13 protein-coding genes and 1 pseudogene are annotated in these 17,976 nt (G+C 52.1%); 7 read left to right on the forward strand and 7 right to left on the reverse strand.

Features of this window, described 5'->3' with window-relative positions; translation table 11 throughout:
• Positions 1-536: 536 nt before the first annotated feature.
• Both D888_RS25005 and D888_RS0117890 read left to right on the forward strand, forming a co-directional pair.
• Positions 537-1,162: pseudogene (locus D888_RS25005) on the forward strand (transposase); the annotation flags it as partial.
• 163 nt (positions 1,163-1,325) lie between these two features.
• A complete protein-coding gene (locus D888_RS0117890) occupies positions 1,326-1,796 on the forward strand; it encodes a hypothetical protein (protein ID WP_020677948.1) in 471 nt (156 codons plus the stop codon).
• Positions 1,797-2,489: 693 nt separating this feature from the next.
• Here the strand turns inward: D888_RS0117890 and D888_RS0117905 are convergent.
• The 5 genes from D888_RS0117905 to D888_RS0117930 all read right to left on the reverse strand — a co-directional run bounded on the left by D888_RS0117905 (position 2,490) and on the right by D888_RS0117930 (position 11,111).
• A complete protein-coding gene (locus D888_RS0117905; RefSeq protein WP_020677951.1) occupies positions 2,490-3,911 on the reverse strand; it encodes an efflux transporter outer membrane subunit in 1,422 nt (473 codons plus the stop codon).
• 694 nt (positions 3,912-4,605) lie between these two features.
• On the reverse strand, positions 4,606-5,052 hold the full coding sequence (locus D888_RS0117915; RefSeq protein WP_020677953.1) for a hypothetical protein: 447 nt from the start codon (positions 5,050-5,052) through the stop codon (positions 4,606-4,608).
• A gap of 58 nt (positions 5,053-5,110) precedes the next feature.
• Entirely contained in the window at positions 5,111-8,413 is a 3,303-nt protein-coding gene (locus D888_RS0117920) for an efflux RND transporter permease subunit (protein WP_020677954.1), read from the reverse strand.
• A gap of 29 nt (positions 8,414-8,442) precedes the next feature.
• Positions 8,443-9,801: an efflux RND transporter periplasmic adaptor subunit gene (locus tag D888_RS0117925; protein ID WP_020675438.1), complete on the reverse strand. Its 1,359-nt coding sequence runs from the start codon at positions 9,799-9,801 to the stop codon at positions 8,443-8,445.
• Between the two features lie 11 nt (positions 9,802-9,812).
• Positions 9,813-11,111 carry a TolC family protein gene (locus D888_RS0117930; protein WP_020677955.1) on the reverse strand — a complete coding sequence of 433 codons (1,299 nt, stop codon included), beginning with the start codon at positions 11,109-11,111 and terminating at the stop codon, positions 9,813-9,815.
• A gap of 563 nt (positions 11,112-11,674) precedes the next feature.
• On the opposite strand from D888_RS0117930, the gene D888_RS0117935 reads away from it, so the two are divergent.
• A complete protein-coding gene (locus D888_RS0117935; RefSeq protein WP_020677956.1) occupies positions 11,675-12,235 on the forward strand; it encodes an OsmC family protein in 561 nt (186 codons plus the stop codon).
• 172 nt (positions 12,236-12,407) lie between these two features.
• Complete coding sequence (locus D888_RS0117940; RefSeq protein WP_020677957.1) at positions 12,408-13,709, forward strand: hypothetical protein; 1,302 nt, start codon at positions 12,408-12,410, stop codon at positions 13,707-13,709.
• Between the two features lie 151 nt (positions 13,710-13,860).
• On the opposite strand, the gene D888_RS24905 is transcribed toward D888_RS0117940, so the two are convergent.
• Positions 13,861-13,932, reverse strand: coding sequence for a hypothetical protein (locus tag D888_RS24905; protein ID WP_083928953.1), 72 nt, complete (start codon positions 13,930-13,932; stop codon positions 13,861-13,863).
• A 373-nt stretch (positions 13,933-14,305) separates the two neighbouring features.
• Here D888_RS24905 and D888_RS22305 point away from each other — a divergent pair, with 373 nt between their 5' ends.
• The 3 genes from D888_RS22305 to D888_RS22310 all read left to right on the forward strand — a co-directional run bounded on the left by D888_RS22305 (position 14,306) and on the right by D888_RS22310 (position 17,494).
• Positions 14,306-15,652, forward strand: coding sequence for an APC family permease (locus tag D888_RS22305; RefSeq protein ID WP_020677958.1), 1,347 nt, complete (start codon positions 14,306-14,308; stop codon positions 15,650-15,652).
• A gap of 418 nt (positions 15,653-16,070) precedes the next feature.
• Entirely contained in the window at positions 16,071-16,262 is a 192-nt protein-coding gene (locus D888_RS0117950; RefSeq protein WP_020677959.1) for a hypothetical protein, read from the forward strand.
• Between the two features lie 332 nt (positions 16,263-16,594).
• A complete protein-coding gene (locus D888_RS22310) occupies positions 16,595-17,494 on the forward strand; it encodes a DMT family transporter (protein WP_281169687.1) in 900 nt (299 codons plus the stop codon).
• Between the two features lie 208 nt (positions 17,495-17,702).
• On the opposite strand, the gene D888_RS25010 is transcribed toward D888_RS22310, so the two are convergent.
• The gene (locus tag D888_RS25010; protein ID WP_425402576.1) at positions 17,703-17,873 is read right to left on the reverse strand and encodes a DUF302 domain-containing protein; all 171 of its coding nucleotides are present in this window, start codon (positions 17,871-17,873) and stop codon (positions 17,703-17,705) included.
• Positions 17,874-17,976: the final 103 nt, after the last annotated feature.

The following is a 17,976-nucleotide window of genomic DNA, read 5'->3' on the forward strand; positions in this document are numbered from 1 at the left end:
GTGAAGAATATCCAACAGCCAGGTGTCGACTATTGGATATTTTGAGGAACTTTCAATGAAAGCGTAACTAGCATGGCGGGGTTGCCTGGCGGGTATAATGTCTGACTACGTAATATAAGTGGCGGTTTGAAAGGCTTGGGAGAGAAAGGTCGATAAATACCGGGCATCCAAAGTGAATGGGGTGCCCGGTATTTATTGGTGTTAGGGAGTTTAGTTGAGTTCAAAAACTTTTAAACCGGCATTTCCTTTACTGAGCAATCCTGCACTTTTGTAATGCATAAGCAGGACAACCTCAGGTTTATGATCATTGTCGATGTCTGCATATTGAAAGTCAGCAAAGCTGCTTTGTTGCGGAGTGGTATGCCAGAGTTCAACAATACTGCTACCGTCTGAGCGTAGCACGGTAATCTGGCCAGGGGCCAACAGAACTACTCAAAAATAACAACAAATTCAATAGGTTAATAATTTAACAACCTGTAAAATATTTTATGTAAATGGTCACAGTCGATTACAACCCGTAATCACTGGTGGAACTGATAACCATACCCAAGGACCTGCTCGATGCCCTGATGAAGACTTACAAGAAGCCTGAAGATCTCATCGGAGAAACCGGGCTTCTGAAACAATTGACCAAGCAACTGCTGGAACGAGCCATGACAGCCGAGATGACTGAACCTCTTGGCTATGAAAAGAACGCTCCTGCTGGCAAAAAGACCAGCAATTCACGCAACGGCAGCTACCAAAAGCGTATCAAGGGTGAATTCGGTAATCTCGATATCGCCGTTCCCCGTGACCGGAATTCCAGATTCGAACCGGTGATTCATCCCAAAGGTCAAAGCCGTTTAACTTGTTTCAATGACAAGATCATCGCTCATATGCCCGAGGAATAACTACCCGTAACATTCAGGCACACCTAGAAAAGACGGCATAGAGATCTCACCAACGCTGGAATCTCAGGGCTCTAGAGCTGCCTCAGAAGACGTCGAGCAGTGGCTGAATCGATCGCTTGACGAGATCTATCCCATCCATCCGCATTAAGGTGCAACAAGATAGGCGGGTCGTCAATAAGTCTGTCCATCTGGCCATCGAGGTCAACCTTGATGGGCTAAAGGAAGTCCTTGGGCTTTGGACCGCCGATACCGAAGGGGCAATATTCTGGTTCTAGGTGGTCACAGAGCTTAAAAACTGAGGGGTCAAGAATATCTTCGGCGCTTTTCCTTTTCAATCATCAGATGATAGAGTTGAATGTATATACTTGTATTTAGTACTCCAGTCGCCCATCCAGTCCTAACCAGACAAGGGGAAAATGTAGTAGGAGGTTCATTATGAAGAGATTCTGGCTGGCCTGTATCTTTTGCCTTGCGACCGCCACCACCCTTTCTGCAATGGAAAAGGTGATAGATGACTACTCAGTGACATTAGGCATCATGTCCTGGAAAAGTATTCAAGCAGGAATTAACGCGGAAGCCCCAGCCTTTAGTACATACCAGCGCAGAATGGCTAAAGAAATGGCCGAAATGCATGGTGGTGGAGTGGTTGGTGATTATCATGTGCTCGTGGTGATCGATAACAAGGCTTCAGGACAACAGGTCAAAGATGCCGAGGTCGATGTCGTCGTTTCCAGTCCTGGGTCCTCAAGTGAAACGGCAACTCTTGAGCGCATGGACATGGATGGGTTTGCGGGATACGGGGGGTACATAGGTTTCAACTTTGAAAAACCCTATACAATGCGAATTTCTTTCAAGCGGCCCTTATCTGGAGAGGTCAGGCAGGTGGAGTTTTCAAATCTGCCATGAACTTGGTGTGACTGGCTCAATGATTGAGACGAAGATAGATGACTTTCAACAAAGCTGAAACTGTCGAAACCTATTAGAAATCTTTACTTGCTAATCGGGAAAAAACCACTGGAATTGGTCGGCACCGACATTGACCCCAATCCGGTTGAGATGCTGTTGGCCGCCTTGAGGGTTGTCAGAAGATTGTTTACCGCGCATATGCGACGGTCATGGGTCTGAAGCTCGAAAGGATTGAAGTACATGCCAAAGGCTATCTTGATTTGCAGGAACTTCTGACCCTGGCCGACGTTCCCTCCGGGTTCTCGCAAATTTCATTCATATACGACTAAGATCATTTCCGACGAACCGGAAGAAAAACTGCGGCAATTGTGCGAAATGGTGGAGAAACACTGCCCGGTGATGGATAGCCTGATGCGAGAAGCGGCGGTAGCTGGTAAAGTGGTGATACTAAAATCTGGCGCGGCCTCAGAACTGCCTAAGGTGATCCTCAGTGAAATAGCAATTCAGTGAGGGGTGTGCACTCTCTGGCCACGAAAGAGAGGATATTCGAGCTATTTTCACATCAAAAGTCGACTTGGTTAAAGTTTTAAGTCTTGATTGTCTGCTCGAGATACGACATGCAGAAATCTGTGTACTCCATACTTCGTTGTCAGGGGCAATAAAGCTATAGGGGAAATGCTTCCACCGCACCGCTTAAAACTCAGATTGCCAACCACCACCCAAAGCTTTGACCAGAAGCACGCTGGCAATCAGCTGTTGTCCGTGGATCTGGTTATACAAGCGCTCAAATAATAGGACGGGAATCCGGTCATCAATGACCTCGAGGGCGCTGACTAAACCGGCTTTGTAACGCATTTCAGAAATCTGCCAAACTTTGGTGTAATCATCGACGGCTTGTTGCAGTTCCTGACCCTGTTGATTCAATGTCTGCAAACCGTGAAGCCCGTCTTCCACCTCCTGAAAGGCCACCAGCACCTGTTGGCGGTAGTTGGCAACCGCTTCTTCATACGCAGCCTTGGCTTGCCTAAGATTATTGCTTTTTCGGCCCCCATCAAAGATCGGAAGAGAGATAGCCGGACCCAGGGCCCAGCTGCGATTGTCCCAGTTGAACAAATTGTCAAGCTGACTGCTTCCGAAACCGGCGCTGCCTATCAGGTTGATTGCCGGGAAGAAGGCTGTTTTTGCCACTCCGATGCGGGCTGAGGCGGCGGCCATCTGGCGTTCGGCGGAAGCAACGTCTGGGCGGCGTTCCAGCAGACTGGACGGCAGACCGGGGACTATCGCAGGGACGGTTAAATTAACCGAGACTGTGTCCAATGTGAAAGTTGAGGGGAACTGTCCAATTAATAAGGCAATTGAATTCTCCAACTCTCCCCGCTGCTTCTGCAGGCCAACCAAGTCGGCTTTTGTCGAGGCAAATTCAGCCCGGGCAAGCAACATCTCACGGAGGCCGACGAGCCCATGTTTATACCGACTTTGGGCAATTGCAAGAGCTTCTTTACGCAGTTCCAGGGTCCGTTCCAGTAGTGAGATTTCGATATCGGTTGAGCGCAGTGTAAAATAGCTGCTCGCTAGCTCCGCCTGCAACAGCAGCAGCAATGTCTGGTAATCGGCGGTTGCGCTTTCGGCGCTGGCCTCTGCTGCTTCAACGGTACGCTTCACTCGCCCAAAAAAGTCGATTTCGTAGTTGAGGACGGAGGAAATATCGTAATAATTAAAAAGAATGCCGGACGGGCCGGTATCAAAACCAAACCTGTTGAGAAGAACACGCGAGCGCTTTGCGTTTCCCGATAAGTCTACGCTAGGAAGCTTGGAAGCCTTGCTGACACCGAGCGCCGCCTTTGCCTGTGTCAGGCGCGCATAAGCTGCTTTAAGTGTCTGATTAGCTTCGCTGGCCTGCAATTCCAGCCTGTTCAAGGTTTCATCTGTGTAAATTTCCCACCAATTCCCCTTATCCAGGTAATCGCTGGGTGTGGCATTTTTCCAAGGCGCGTTGTTTTTGTACTGAGTTGGCGCCAGCGATTCGGGTATTTGATAGTCGGGGCCGAGGGCGCATCCACCAATAAATAGGAAGAGCATCAAAGTAAAAAATAATTGGCAGCTCTGTTTCAACATTTTACATTCGTTATCATGCGACCACCTCTATTGGCGGCAAATTCGGCCCTATGGGCAAAGTTTGCAATGAAAAGTATTTGTTATAGTAGCTAAAAAAGGCTGGGTTCAATTTCGCCAATTTTCGCAAGCATTTCGATATTGCCGCCCTGTTTATATGCTTAATTGGAAGATGTGGAAGATGACTTCTTAAATATTCTGATTGCAAGGGTCTTGTTGCATTGCGTCCAATTCACATGGGTACGTTAAAATTGATGTCCTCATCATTGTCAGAAATGAGGGCATTTTGATTTTCGCTTATACCCGCGAACAAAATATGTATATTTCTGGCCAGCCTATTGAATCATTTCGGGAGCAGCAAAGTTTTTAATTGAGACACTAACGCATCCCATCAAAGGCCATGCGCCGGATTCTCACCCTCTGCCACTGTTCCGATGGGGAGTTTTCTGGAAATGTTTGTTGTGGGTTCTGCCTCCACTGGTCCCTGCTTGATCCTTATCTGTTTGAGAGACGACCATTTTAGCATGATGTTTTTCCCCCATAAATGTCTTGACGCTGTGCGGCTGATGGCTCATCGCAGCCAGCGCAGAAAATGAGAGGCCATTGACAAAATGCCGAGCGGAATAACCATTGCCATGTTTTTCATCTTATCCTCCATCGTGTTAGAGTTGCGAATCGACATTAAATGATCGACTGCTTAGTTTTCGTAATGGAAATGGAAGGCCCGTTTCTTGCCATCGGCCAGTTTGGTGCCGACATTCAAATGGTGCATCCCCTTCTGGGTAAAGCTGACTGAGGTGCCGAACATACCATCGTGCGTCATCATCTTCTGCGCTTCACCGAGCTTCTCATCGGGGGATTCGATCTTGACCGCACAACGACCCTCGCTGATCATCGCGCCGGTCTTCTCATCGGTGAACATCACCATCAACATCTGCCCTTTGCCATCTTTGGCGTCCATCAGGTGCGCCGCACCCTTGACGCCATCGACCACTTCGTCCTGCAGCATCACCACGCCAGACATCCCGCTCTTTTCCATGCTACCCTTGTCCATCTTCATATCCTTGTTGTCCATCGCCTTCATCGCCATGCCGGTGGCGGGAACCAGAACTACCATCAGGGCAAGAATTAATAACTTTTTCATGTTTTTCTCCTTAATGTTTTTGGGTATTGACTGAATATCAGTCAGCTGTTTGTTTGGCCTAAATCTGGGAATCTGTTGGATCATCTTCCCAGTCATATTTTTCCCTACGTCGGAGCGGTCGTTCAATAAAGGTTTCGGTCTCACTGATATCCTCGGCAGATGTCGGGGTCAGATCCTTGATCAGTCCGATACCACGCCAGAGAAAATAGATGACAGGGAAGACCGTCAGCTCCATAAGCCCCGCGGTCACCACCCCGCCGATCATCGGCGCGGCGATCCGTTTCATGACATCGGCACCGGCACCGTGACTCCACATGATCGGCACCAGACCGGCGATGATCACCGAAAGCGTCATAATAATCGGTCGTATCCGGCTGACGGCGCCATGGTGGATCGCCTGCACCAGGTCACCTCGGGTTTTCATACGTCCCTTCTCTTCCCAGAGCTTATATGCCAGATCGAGATAGAGCAGCATGACCACCCCGGTTTCAGCCGCGATTCCGCCCAGGGCGATGACCCCGACCCAGACCGCAATCGAGCTGTTATAGCCCAAGAACCAAATAAACCAGAAGCAGCCGACCAGGGCCATCGGCACCGAAACAAAGACGATGGCGGTTTTAACCAGCGACTTGGTGCTCATGTAGAGGATGACAAAAATCACCAGGATGGTCAGCGGGATGACCATCTGCAGCCGCTGATTCGCTTCCTGCATATATTCGTACTGACCGCTCCAAACCAGGTTATAGCCGGGCGGGAGCTTAACCTTTTCGCTGACGGCCTGCTGGGCACTCTTGACAAAGCTGCCAATATCACTACCGGTCATATCGACATAGACCCAGGCCGTACGACGCGCGTTTTCGCTTTTGATGCCGGGTGGTCCTTTCTTGATGCTGACTTTGGCCACCTGGCTGATCGGGATTCGTGCACCCTGCGGAGTGGTAATCAGAATGCGCTTGAGGGCCTCGAGATTATTCCGATAGTCGCGATCATAGCGGATATTAACCGGGTAGCGTTCGAGGCCTTCGACCGTCTGGGTGACGTTCATGCCGCCGATGGCGGTCTGAATCACATCCTGAATAGCACCAACCGTCAGGCCGTAGCGCGCAGCTGCCTGACGATCGATCTCATAATCGAGGTAATTGCCCCCCACCACCCGCTCAGAAAAAGCCGACAGGGTGCCAGGGACATCGCGCATCGCCGCCTCAACTTCTTTACCAAGACGGCTGAGGGTCTCAAGGTTGTCCCCCATGATCTTGATGCCGACTGGGGTCTTGATGCCGGTCGCCAGCATATCGATGCGGGTTTTGATCGGCATGGTCCAGGCGTTGGTTACGCCAGGAAAGTGGATCGCCTTGTCGAGCTGCTGCTTCAACTGATTCACGCTGATCGTCGCCTCTTCGGGCCAGACCAGACGCAAGGGCTTCTTCAGCCAGTCGAGTCCCTCATCCCAACTCGTGTAGAAGCGCTCGCTCTTAACCTTGGGCCAGTCCGCCTCGGGCTTGAGCATGATGGTGGTCTCAAGCATCGACAGCGGCGCAGGATCGGTCGCGGTCTCGGCACGGCCCGCCTTACCGAAGACATGTTCCACTTCGGGGAAGCTGGCGATAATCCGGTCGGTCTGTTGCACAAGCTCGCGCGCCTTGGTGATGGAGATTCCCGGCAGGGTGGTCGGCATATAGAGCAGATCCCCCTCGTAGAGCGGCGGCATGAATTCCGAGCCGATCTGCTTCAGCGGCAGGATGATCGAGATGGTCACCAGCAGCGCCACCAGCAACACCATCTTGCGCCACCTGAGCACAAAATCGACGACCGGATGGTAGCTGCGAATCAAGAAGCGGTTGATCGGATTGGCGGTTTCCGAGGGGATCTTGCCGCGGATAAACCAGCCCATCAGCACCGGCACCAGGGTCACCGAAAGAAAAGCGGCCGCCCCCATGGAATAGGTCTTGGTGAACGCCAGCGGCTTAAACAGCCGCCCGGACTGTCCGGTCAGGGTAAAGACCGGCACGAAGGAGACGGTGATGATCAACAGCGAGTAGAAGAGCGAAGGACCGACCTCTTTGGCCGCCTTCAGGATGACATCCCAGTGCGCTTCATCCGGTTTTTTATGTTCAAGATGTTTATGCGCGTTTTCGATCATGACGATCGCGGCGTCGATCATCGCCCCGATGGCGATGGCGATGCCGCCGAGACTCATGATATTGGCGTTGATCCCCTGGGCGTGCATGATGATAAAGGCGATAAGAATCGCCACCGGCAGGGTGAAGATCGCCACCAGTGCGCTGCGCAGATGGAAGAGAAAGAGCGCCACGACGAGGGCCACGACGATACTCTCTTCGATCAACTTGCCTTTCAGGGTTTCGACCGCGCGTTCAATCAAGCCGCTGCGATCGTAAACTGCCTTGATCGTCACCCCGTCCGGCAGTCCGGCCTGCAGTTGTTTGAGCTTTTTCTTGACGTTTTCGATCGTCTTCAGCGCATTTTCGCCGTAGCGCATAATAACAACGCCGCCGACCGCTTCGCCCTTGCCATCCAGTTCAGCCAGGCCACGGCGCAACTCCGGCCCAATCTCGACCCGGGCAATATCCCTGACCAGAATCGGGGTGCCGCGCTTATCGGTGCTCACCACCACCTGCTCCAGATCAGCAACCGACTTTATGTAACCCAGACCGCGGACCATGAATTCGGTCTCGCCCATCTCGACCAGCCTTCCACCGACGTCATTATTGCTGCGCTTAATCGCCATGCGCAGCTGAGCGAGTGAGATACCGTAGGCCGCAAGGCGGTTCGGATCGACTTTGACCTGATACTGTTTGACATAGCCGCCGATGCTGGCGACCTCGGAAACCCCGTCTACGGCGGTCAACTCATAACGCAGATACCAATCCTGAATCGAGCGCAGCTGCTGCAGATCGTGATTTTTGCTCTCGAGCACATACTCATAGACCCAGCCGACTCCGGTGGCATCGGCGCCGAGAGCGGGCGTGACCCCGGCCGGCAGCTTGCCTGCGGCATAGTTCAGGTACTCGAGCACCCGTGAACGCGCCCAGTACATGTCGGTGCCGTCTTCAAAAATAATATAGACGAAAGACAGACCGAAGAAGGAGTAGCCGCGCACCGTCTTGGCATAGGGGACGGCCAACATCTGGGTGGTCAACGGGTAGGTGATCTGGTCTTCGACCACCTGGGGGGCCTGCCCCGGATACTTGGTAAAGACAATCACCTGAACATCCGACAGATCGGGAATCGCATCGAGGGAGGTCTTGGACACCGCATAAAGCCCACCGATGATCAGAAAGACGGTGGCCAGTACGACCATAAATTTGTTGCGAATCGAGAGGGTAATGATCTTTTCAAGCATGGCGATTTCCTTAGCTCAGCACAGTCGAATCAGAAGAGGTCATCGAGTTTCTTTTTGGAGGAAGCTTTTTCATCGCCAAACAGATCGGCAGCGGCTCCAGCATCGGCGGAGGGCTCTTTTTTCGGCTCCAGCATTTTATTAACCGCCTCGCGCAGCTGACTTTCCGAATCAAACAGGAACTGAGCCGAGGTCACCACCGTTTCACCGGGAGCGACACCGCTCACAATTTCAATCATGCCCGCGTCGCCCTGAACCCCGGTCTTGACCATGCGCGGTTCAAACTTCCCGCCGCCCAAAGCAACAAAGACCCGCTGTTTGTCGCCCGAATTCAGAACCGCTTCGGCCGGTATCATCAGCACATGCGTGCGCGGTTCGGCCTGAATCTCGACGTTGACATACATATCGGGGCGCAGGCTGCGGTCGGTGTTGGAAAACTCCAACCGCGCCTTGACCGTACGGGTCTTGGCATCGACATAGGGGTAGAGGTAACTCACTTTGGCGCTGCGTGGTTTCTCATTGGCATAGGGGAGGGTCACACTGGCCTGCTGTCCGACCTTGACGAAGGGCAGTTCGTTTTCGTAGAGATCAGCGTAAACCCAGACCCGCGAGAGGTCGGAGATCTGAAACAATGGCGCACCGGGCTGGATATGCATCCCCTCGGTGACCATTTTCATCGACACGATCCCGGAGTGAGGCGCTTCAAGAGTCAGACGTTTCTGCACCTGACCACTTTTTTCGATCTGAGCGATCTGTGCACTTGAAATATCCCACAGGCTCAAACGACTCCGCGAGGCTTCAAGCAGCCGTTTTGCCCCCTCGACGATCTCGGGGAAACTGCTTTTTGAGAGACCAGCAAGGTTCTGCTTCGCCAGAATCAACTCCTGCTGGGCGGTTACCAGTTCGGGGCTATAGATCTCTAACAGCGGCTGCCCTTGCTTGACCTTCTGGCCCTTCTCGTTGACATAGAGTTTCTCGACCCAGCCTGAGATTCTGGCGTTAACGGAGTACTGCCTCGGTTCTTCGTAAGCGATCAGACCGACGGTGCGGATCCGTTTAAAGATATCCCCTACGACCACCGGTGCCGTACGGACCCCCATATTCTGGGCGGTCACAGGATCGATACTGAGGGTTGAGCCGCTTTGCGCATCGTCTTCGTAAACCGGCACCAGATCCATCCCCATCGGCGATTTTCCCGGGGCGTTACGGATATAGGTCGGATCCATCGGCGCCTTCCAGTATTTGACTTTCCTCTCGGCAGCGGCAGCACGTCTAATGATACTAAAATCGACCGTCTGAGGTGCGAGCATCGAGGCCGTCATCCAGTAAAGTCCAGCCAACAGAAGCACAGCCAGGGGCATGAATAATAGTGAGAGAGTAAGCTTACGCATGAGGAGCGTCCTTATCGGTCGAGAGAGGGGGAGATAGATTGAGCGATATCGTCCAGGCCGGTGGTTGCGAGCAACCGTGCGGCACTGCGCTGAACGTCGGATTCGGCACGCGCCAGATCGATACGAAAACGGTAAACCGTCATTAGCGAATCAGTCAGGGTCAAGAAATCGACCTTGTCCACCTGATAGGCCGACAAGGTCGCCTTGTAGGTTTGCTCAGCTTGGGGAATGATGCCGCCACGGTAGAGCTTAACCAGCTGCTGAGCCTGCTGCAGATCTGTCAGACCGTTATGTAATGCCAGATCGACTTGACGGGTAAACTCGTTACGCTGCTGGTGAGCCATCCGCAGACTCGCATCGGCTTCCCGCACTGCAGCCCGCCGTTTGGCGTTGGGGAAAGGGAGGTTCAGGCTGACTCCGCCACTGACAAAATCGGTGCCCTTGTCGGGGAGATCATCGGCACGAAAGCGGTAACCTGCCCAGACCGTAAAGTCGGGACGATAATCGAGCTTGGCCAGCTTGCCCTTCTGTTCAGATTGGCCTATCAATGCGTCAAAAGCACCGAACATCGGGCGATTTTGACGTGCCAGTTTACGTAAGTTTTCGAGACTCGGAGTGTACGAAACCTCAACGGGTTCGTCGATATCAGCAAGGGACTGTTCCGTTGGCCGTCCGACCAGACTGTTAATCCGCGCCTTGCTGTTTTCAGCATCCTGCTGCAGGCCAAGCAGACGATCAAGGAGGCGCGAACGCTCAACCTGAGCCTTCAGAACATTCTGCTGCAAACCCTTGCCCACCTGATAACGCGCTTCGGTCAGCCGGATAAAGTCATCCATCAGCTTCATATTGGTTTGTATCAGGCCAATTGCCTGACGTTGAAAACTCAACTTGAACCAGGTGTCTCGAACCTGCTGGCGAACCTGCAACACCAAATCTTCATATTTTGCTTTTGCCCAGAGTTCGTGCTGATGGGCAAGCTCTCTCTTGGTGGCAAGTTTTCCGGGGAAGGGAAACATCTGCGACAACTTGAAGTCATTACCGGTCATCGGCGTTTTATCGTTACGCAACGTATCTATTGGGTAATTCATCAGGCTGATCGACAGCATCGGATCTGGCAGGGCTGAAACCTGATCAATCCGGGAGGCCGCCACATCCACAGCCTCACGTGCTGCCTGCAATGCCGGATTATGGATTTCAGCTTCTGCAAGAAGGGAAGAAAGCAGTTCAGAATCCACCGGCATACCAGCAAACGCCGGCAGGGCAATCGTCAGGCTGCACAAAAGAACGATTAGCGAAAGCAACAACTTCATGGCGCAAAACTCCCTAAGTAGATCAAGAACTCCTTCAGCCTACTAGCACAATTTGTGCCAAATGAATTTTACACATAATTCTGGGTATATAGCGGCAAAAACAATCTTGTCCTGCAACTCAAGTGAAGAAAACTACCCATCTCTTTGTTGAATATTCTACAAAGAGAATTTTTTAAAAACCAGCAGCGATGCTTTGTATGCGCCAGAAAACATTCACATTGGCCACTGCCACATATACATCTGGTCGGGAGGCATAAAATAATTTTAGCCCCACCCATAATTATCGGCCTAACCGACTCAAATTATGTGCCGGATCTCTGATATCGTAATTTTCATGCTCAATGCTCGCTGAAGAAAACATCAGATATAAGGGAAGGATAAACTTTCGATTGCGCAGCAAACTAAGAATTCTTGACATAGTGGCGGTCATTGCTAAGCGTAGAAATGCGCTATTTCCGACTCTTAACCAATATCAGCTTCACCTTGAAATTTTCCATTAAAAAAGTAATAAATAGGACAAGAGCATTCACGAGTAATTTACTTATAAATCAGGAGAAAAATTCATGAGCGTTAAAATCAAAAATGCCATCACACAGCTAATAGATACGATCGATAAAAAGCCGCAGGTTGCCACCTCGGTGTTTCGGGCATCTGCCTTTTCAGAAACAGACAGCTTCGCCGTACGATCACAAATTCGCGGTTTTACAACAACAATTGATGAACCACTGGAATTGGGCGGCACAGACACTGGGCCCAATCCGGTTGAGATGCTGTTGGCCGCACTTGGAGGCTGCCAGGAGATAGTTTACCGTGCCTATGCGGCAGTCATGGGCCTTGAAATCGAGCGAATCGAGGTACATGCCAAAGGCTATCTTGACCTGCGCGGGTTGTTGAACCTGGCGGACGTTCCCTCCGGTTTCTCTCAGATTTCTTTTACGGCCAAGATTATTTCCGACGAACCAGAAGAAAAACTGCATCAATTGGCCAAAATGGTGGAGAAACACTGCCCGGTGATGGATAGCCTGATGCGGGAAGTCGCTGTGACCGGAAAGGTCGAGGTCGTAAAGAGCGGCGACACGGCCGCGCCGCCCAAGGTGGTCCTCAGCGAAATAGCAAACGACTAAGCTTTCCAGCGTGCGGCAAGTACATTGTTCCTACCACAGGGTCAAACGGGAGAGATTCTTTTTAGTTCGGAACTGCTATACAAGGCTGGAGCACCAGTTAAAACGAACACCTCCCCTTATTCCCGAGGGTTAACTTAGTATCATCCAATTCTTACCTTAAAGGTAAAATCACATGTCTCCCCAAACATACTGGTCTCTAGTCGACGCCTACAAGCAGGATTCGGAATCGGTTTATAACACCTGGTTTATTCAGAGCGATATGCGCCTGAAAGCCTTCCGTTCCATTCGATGTGGTGTACGGGAGATTGTCGCGGCAATCAAGAACAACAGGTTCGGCAACGATTTCAAGGGGTCACTGCTGGAGTTTGTATTGTCCTGTATCACCGAGCAGAAACAGATTTTCACTGGTGCCGCACATCCCTTTTACTGGAAGCCTAAACTGCGGATTCCAGATATCTATGAAAATCGCGCCAATCAGGAAGCCTTTGGCCAATTCCTCGAATCGGTGCTGTCGACCGAGCGCGAGGAGAAACTTCTTGCTGCGATCCTTCGCCTCGACAGTTGCTATATTAAGGGATTAGGACCAGCGGTGGCCAACATTCTCTATTTTCTCCATCCAACCTTGATGCCACCCTTTAACACCGCGATCCTCAAGGGATTTAACCTGCTCTTCCATGAGAAGCGTAAGCTGGGCTGCTGGCAGACATATTTAGCGGTGCGCGAAGCTTTGATCGACTGGAATCGGCAGCTCGGTTCGGCTCTGTCAAAGGATCTGGGCGCTGCAGCCGGGTTACTTTTCGAGATCGGCAGCGAGCGACTGCGGCTCAAAAACAAGGAGCCTGCCCTGGGAGAGGAGGCCCGCTTGAAGCGGGAGAGGGTGTTGCAACGCCGGCATCAGGAAATCTGCCAGGATCTGGATGAAGAGAACCACCACCTGCGGATGCAAATGCTATTGGTGCAGGTCGGACGGGAGCTCGGTTATGACGTCTTTGTCGCTGGCAACGACCGGGGACGCTCGATCGATGGCCAGAGTCTCACCGCCTTGACCTTGCCCAACCTGCCCGACCTGCGGTTGGACGCGGAAACAGCCCGAACGGTTTCACTGATTGACGTCATATGGCTGTGCCACAACACACACCGGGTTGTCAGCGCCTTCGAGATTGAAAAAAGCACCTCCATCTATTCAGGAATGTTGCGTTTGGCCGATCTGGCGGCCTCCCTCGGCGAGAAGACCTGGGAGTTTTTTCTGGTCATTCCTGACAGCCGGGAGAAGGAGGTTTTGCGTCAATTAGCCCGTCCTTCCCTCAATTCTCTGGACAATCTTCATCTGCGCTACCTGTGTTTTAGCGACTTGGAGAAACATCGAGAGGCGATCGCCACCTTTGGTGAGGACTTTACGATTCTTTTGAAGATGGCACGCGAAAAAAAACAGCTACCGATATTTGCTTCAGAGCTCAGCAATTACCCGGCGTAATTTCCCCCGCACCTATCCGACCACAACTCTGAGTTCAGTCCTCAATCGCCTGCATCGGAGGGGGGCAACGGCCGAAACTTAGATGGCTCCATCCTCCAACGTCCGCAGAATGAATATTGCGTAGAAAAATAGTGCCAATCCTGGGTTCAAACTAAAAACCCTGGTAAGCAAAATGTGAATTGCCGGCACCGAGAATTTCGTAGGGAATAAAGTCAACTCCCAGTTTCTTTTTTAGGGTCGGCTATACATCGATCTCCGTCAGTACACCAAACCTTCCCCCAAGCTTGCTGAAACCAACATTTTTGCTGCAGTGAAAGTCCAATTGCCGGTTGGAATGATGGTCCACGATATTCTCCCAGTAACTGACAGTATCGTACTGAGCCAGTCCGTTGATGGACAGGCGGGCATCAGCTCGACTTTTCGGGGAATAGTCGTTCGCCCGGGCTTCACTGTCACTACCAATAAAAGCGCGGGTCTCATAGCATGAACGGCAACAGATGACGCCAGCTTCTCCTGTTGGATGCGCCCCTGGCGCTGCTGTTGATTGATGCTATATTGATAGCATTAGCTTCCGCACCCAGAAATGGATGAATAGCATGAAAAAAACACCCGACAGAACTTCGAAATACCGGGCGGACAGTCTTTCGCTGATCGGCGCGGTAGCCTTGGGGACCGGCGTCATGATCGGCGCCGGGATCTTCGCGCTGACCGGACAGATGGCAGAGATGACCGGCAGCCTGTTCCCCCTGGCTTTTCTTTCCTCCGCGCTGGTTGTCTCGTTCAGCGCCTACTCCTACGTCAAATTATCGAATGCCTATCCCTCCGCCGGCGGCATCGGCATGTATTTGGAAAAAGCCTATGGCCGCACCCTGACGACTGCCTTTCATGCACTGTTGATGTATTTTTCCATGGTGATCGCCCAGAGCTTTCTGGCGCGGACCTTCGGTTCCTACACCTTGCAGTTGTTCGAAATCGATGACAACAGCCTGCTGGTTCCCATTCTAGGGGTAGGATTGCTTCTGGCGGCTTTTCTGATCAACTTGTCCGCTAATTCTGTGATCGAGGGGGTTGCATCGGTCCTCGGCTTTATCAAAATTGGCGGTATTGTTCTGTTTGGCGTGGTCGGAGTGCTGGCGGCGGACACAGTGGAAGTGAATTTCTCGGCGACGGATCCCGGCGCATCCTTGACCGGTTTTCTCGGGGCAACGGCGCTCGGGATTCTGGCTTTCAAAGGCTTTACAACCATTACCAATAGTGGTTCAGAGCTGAAAGATCCCCACCGCAATCTGGGCAGAGCCATCATGATCTCAATCGCACTCTGTGTGGTGATCTATGCGCTGGTGGGCTTTGCGGTCGCCAGCAACCTGTCGCTGCAAGAGATCATCGCAACGCGCAACTACTCCCTGGCCGCTGCCGCCAGACCGGCACTGGGGAAATACGCGGTCTGGTTTACGGTGATTCTGGCCATGCTGGCCACCGCCGGAGGCATCATAGCCAGCATTTTTGCGGTGTCAAGAATGCTCGCCATGCTGACCGAGATGAAGCTGGTTCCTCATCGTCACTTTCACATGCCCGGCAGCATCCAGAAGCATACGCTGGTCTATACGATTGTCCTGGGTTTGCTGCTGACGGCGTTTTTTGACCTGACCCGCATCGCGGCATTGGGCATCATCTTTTATCTGATCATGGATATCGCCATCCATTGGGGTGTGTTGCGCCACTTGAGAAAAGAGTTGGGTGCAAATCCGGTGATTCCGATCACGGCAATCGTTCTCGATATGGTCATCCTTGGCAGTTTTCTCTGGGTAAAGATCATCTCTGATCCTTTCGTTTTAATCGTTGCTGCGGCTGTCATGGCGGTCATCTTGATCGGGGAATTTTTCTTCCTCAGGCAACGACCGGCCGACGACCAGCCGGAGCATCAACATCAACACGGAAATTAGACGGCTAGAACACTGGCCAGGCGCCGGGTCACGTTTGGCAAAAGGAGAAATGTCAGCCCCTTCCGGGACCTTGTTACAAATTTCTCGTTTCCAGATCGAAAACTGCGTTAGTGCCATCCGAGGTTCCCGGATGGGCACAAGCTAGGAGTCTGCCGGCAGCACAGCCTATACTATCTGTCATGATTGACGGACTTGCTAAATATGATGGATGCTGCTGAGGGTGTTACCTTTACTCCACCCCTCTTTTGGTCTTTTTTCAAATAAAATCAGAATCTTACTCTGCCCCCAGCTCTAGATCTTCGGCATGGTATTTGCGAGTCTATTACTCATTAATGTCGCCAATAGTAAACTTCAGCACTGGTGAAGGTTTACAGTCGTTTCTGGCGATCCCTGCAACCCGATAAAAGGAGAACACACAATGAATGAAACCGTGACCGTTACCTATGCCTCAACAGATGCCTTGAAAAACGCGAAAAATGAGCTTATAGCAGCCCAAATTCCCGAAGAGAAATTTTTCGTCGATGAGGAAAAACTACAGATCAAGGTCATTACTCCGAAGGCCACCAAGTCGACGATCGAAGAGCTTTTAAACCGGCATAATCACAAATAAACCAATTGCCTGAAGTCGATTGGATGCCGTTCTCGATCGCCTCGCGTTTGCCGAGGCGAGGTAAAAAATGAATCTGCTCAAAGCCTGCGTGCATGTCGCCGGCGCGGACGGATTGATCCAGGAATGCGATGCCGAATTACTCCGTGCCATCGCCGACGTGCTGGTTTGTCAGATCCCGCCGTTTGTGGAGATTGCTGTAAACTATAAGAATGACGGTCCCCTTGGAATAATCTCAAGCCCAGAGGCCACCAGAATGGGAGGTGCAACAGATGAGACGCTCGCCGCGGCCAGAAGTGGAGCGCCCGCTTTCACCGCTTCGACAAGCCTGTCTGATGCTCGTGGTCATTGCGCCGATGGCCGCGTGTTATCCGGCGATCGATGTGGGTCTGGCATTCGCGCCGCCGTTGCGCTTTGCGGGTGCACGCACGCTCCTGGGCGGGCTGGTGCTCTTGCTCGTGCTGGTCATCCGCCGAAAACCGATGTGGCCCGAGGCGCGGTTGGTTCGATGGATTCTACCCTTGGGACTGCTGGCCACCACGTTTACTTTCGGGGCGATGTTTGCCAGCCCGGCTTACACCGGTGCGGGCATCGCTTCCGTTTTGGGTAACGCGCAACCACTCATCATCATTGTGCTGGCGGCACTTTTTCTCGGTGAACAAATCGGGTGGAGCAAGGCGCTGGCGTTGCTGTTTGGACTGGCTGGCGTAACCCTGCTGGCGCTGCCCGCCTTGCGTGCACCAACCGGCCATCCTTTTCTCGGCGCAATACTGGCGCTGGGCTCTTCGGTCAGCGCGGCGGTGGCCAGCGTGACCATCAAAAGGCTTCGCCCTGGTAAAGACCTCCTGTCGCTGACGGCCTGGCAACTCATTGCCGGAAGCCTGGTTCTGCTCGGCTTGTCGATAGTTTTTGAGCCGCAGGAGACCATCGCGTGGACAGGCGGTTTTGTCGGTCTTTTGCTCTTCCTGGCCTTGGCCGGCACCGCGTTGAGCACCTGGCTCTGGTTCTGGTTGTTGCAGCGAGGGGAGGTAGGCCGACTTTCATTGTATTTGTTCCTGGTTCCGGTGGCTGGACTGTTGATTGCCATGGGCGGTTTCGGAGAACGCTTGAATGCGCTGCAGGTAGGCGGCGTGGCTTTTATCTTAAGTGCCGTTGCGCTTGCCGTGTTTGCCGGTTGGTCTGGGACCGTTCGGAGTACCAAACCTTTGGGAAGAAAGGCTCCGAGCGAGCCATAGCAACCAGGAAACCATCAGCCACGGATTAACCCGTCTTCTGGCTTCAGAGGCTGACCAAGGTAACCTCTTGATATTTAGAGATCTTTGCCCCACCAGGAGGCATTATTGGGGCTATAGGCCGACTTTAGGGGTCTAAATCGCCCCAGGAGTTAGGCAGGTAACTACTTAAAATAATTCGCCAAAGTCCGTTTTTATTGATCTTGACCTTTCAAAAGTTAAAGACCGGATTTATTTTTGACTTCGCAAAGCCAGTTTTCAATCTGAGAACGGTTCTGGGTTTAACCTGCAAAGCCTGGTAGGCGAGGTGTGAATTGCAGGAGCCGAGAATCCTGTCGGGGGTAAAATCAACCCCCCGTTTCTTTTTCAATGTCGCCTGCATCGATCGCGGTAAGAACTCCGAAACCCTTTTCCGCCAGCTTGGAAATCACCAGAGTTTCTGTCTCAGCGAATGTTATGTTTAATTGTCGACTGAGATGATAGCC

This window comes from Geopsychrobacter electrodiphilus DSM 16401 (assembly GCF_000384395.1).
Taxonomy (GTDB): Bacteria; Desulfobacterota; Desulfuromonadia; order Desulfuromonadales; family Geopsychrobacteraceae; genus Geopsychrobacter; species Geopsychrobacter electrodiphilus.

Coding starts and splice junctions, on each gene's coding strand:
- D888_RS0117890 (WP_020677948.1), top strand. CDS start 1,326: ATGAAGAGATTCTGGCTGGCCTGTATCTTTTGCCTTGCGACCGCCACC.
- D888_RS0117935 (WP_020677956.1), top strand. CDS start 11,675: ATGAGCGTTAAAATCAAAAATGCCATCACACAGCTAATAGATACGATC.
- D888_RS0117920 (WP_020677954.1), bottom strand. CDS start 8,413: ATGCTTGAAAAGATCATTACCCTCTCGATTCGCAACAAATTTATGGTC.
- D888_RS0117915 (WP_020677953.1), bottom strand. CDS start 5,052: ATGAAAAAGTTATTAATTCTTGCCCTGATGGTAGTTCTGGTTCCCGCC.
- D888_RS0117940 (WP_020677957.1), top strand. CDS start 12,408: ATGTCTCCCCAAACATACTGGTCTCTAGTCGACGCCTACAAGCAGGAT.
- D888_RS0117950 (WP_020677959.1), top strand. CDS start 16,071: ATGAATGAAACCGTGACCGTTACCTATGCCTCAACAGATGCCTTGAAA.
- D888_RS22305 (WP_020677958.1), top strand. CDS start 14,306: ATGAAAAAAACACCCGACAGAACTTCGAAATACCGGGCGGACAGTCTT.
- D888_RS22310 (WP_281169687.1), top strand. CDS start 16,595: ATGCTCGTGGTCATTGCGCCGATGGCCGCGTGTTATCCGGCGATCGAT.
- D888_RS0117905 (WP_020677951.1), bottom strand. CDS start 3,911: ATGTTGAAACAGAGCTGCCAATTATTTTTTACTTTGATGCTCTTCCTA.
- D888_RS25010 (WP_425402576.1), bottom strand. CDS start 17,873: ATGCAGGCGACATTGAAAAAGAAACGGGGGGTTGATTTTACCCCCGAC.
- D888_RS0117925 (WP_020675438.1), bottom strand. CDS start 9,801: ATGCGTAAGCTTACTCTCTCACTATTATTCATGCCCCTGGCTGTGCTT.
- D888_RS0117930 (WP_020677955.1), bottom strand. CDS start 11,111: ATGAAGTTGTTGCTTTCGCTAATCGTTCTTTTGTGCAGCCTGACGATT.